This window comes from Flavobacterium sp. XS2P24 (assembly GCF_030010285.1).
Classification (GTDB): Bacteria; Bacteroidota; Bacteroidia; order Flavobacteriales; family Flavobacteriaceae; genus Flavobacterium; species Flavobacterium algoritolerans.
Window position 1 is genome coordinate 1 of sequence record NZ_JASCRU010000087.1, and the last position, 1135, is coordinate 1135.

Annotated in this window: 2 protein-coding genes; both read right to left on the reverse strand. The window is 29.8% G+C overall.

Annotated features, from left to right (window positions below; all coding sequences use genetic code 11):
- Nucleotides 1–747: IS3 family transposase (locus QLS31_RS16330; protein WP_282744718.1), on the reverse strand; the 747-nt coding region annotated here is incomplete at its 3' end.
- Nucleotides 747–1135 (reverse strand): helix-turn-helix domain-containing protein (locus tag QLS31_RS16335; protein WP_349238944.1); only part of this gene is annotated, 389 nt, incomplete at its 5' end. The genes QLS31_RS16335 and QLS31_RS16330, both read right to left, overlap by 1 nt.

Here is a 1135-nt window from a genome sequence, read left to right on the forward strand (position 1 = left end):
ATATTCATTTATCTCTTTTTTTAATTGGTCTATTGATTTGTATTTCTTTAGATAAAATAATTCTGATTTAAGTATTCCAAAGAAGTTTTCGATAATAGCATTATCTAAACAATTTCCTTTTCTTGACATGCTTTGTACTATTCCTTTTTCTTTCAATAAATGTTGATATTGTTTCATTTGGTATTGCCAGCCTTGATCTGAGTGTAAGGTCAAGTTAGTGTTGTTGGGTATTTTCTTAAATGCTTTTTTAAGCATCATAACTACTTGATTAAAAACGGGTCGTTCCGTTAGTTCATAACTAATAATTTCTTGATTAAATAAGTCAATAATAGGCGATAAATATAATTTATTTCCTGATACATTAAATTCAGTTATGTCAGTTGCCCATTTTTGATTTGGTTCAGCAGCTTTAAAATTTCTCTCTAAAATATTAGGAGCTATTTTCCCTTGCTGTCCTTTGTATGATTTGTATTTCTTGACTCTAATAACGCTTTTTAGTCCAAGGATTTTCATTAGTCTTAAAACTGTTTTGTGATTAATAATTATTCCTTTGTTTTGAAGTTCATCGGTTATTCGCCTATAACCATAGCGTCCTTTATGTCTTTGATAAATGGTTTTAATTAACTCCTTAATTTGCTGATATTTATCTGGTAATGTAATTTGTTTTCGATGATAATAAAAGCTACTGCGTGCCATATTTGTTAAATCTAGAAGCAATTCTAAATCAAATTTATGCCTTAACTCCATTATGGCTTGAGATTTCTCTTGGCTTGAGCTAAGGCGTGTAACTTTTTTAGCAATTCATTCTCACAACGAAGTCTTTCGTTTTCTTTTAATAATTCTTCCTCTCGAGTTAAAGGTTGGTCTAATTTTCGTTTTTTGGGTTTAAAATTGCTCATAGTAATTGGGCGACCTCTTTGTTTTGGTCGTAATCCTTCAAGTCCAAAGTTAGCAAAATCTTTTTTCCATTTTAAAATTATGGCAATATTGGGAATGTTAAATCTTATACCAGTTGCCATCAAGGAAAGAGATTCCTTTTCTATGGTTTTGAGTACTTTTAACTTAAATTCAGCGGAATAACTTTGATTTATTCGTGGTAATAAACCAATTTCACCATAAGCCTTATAAAAACTGA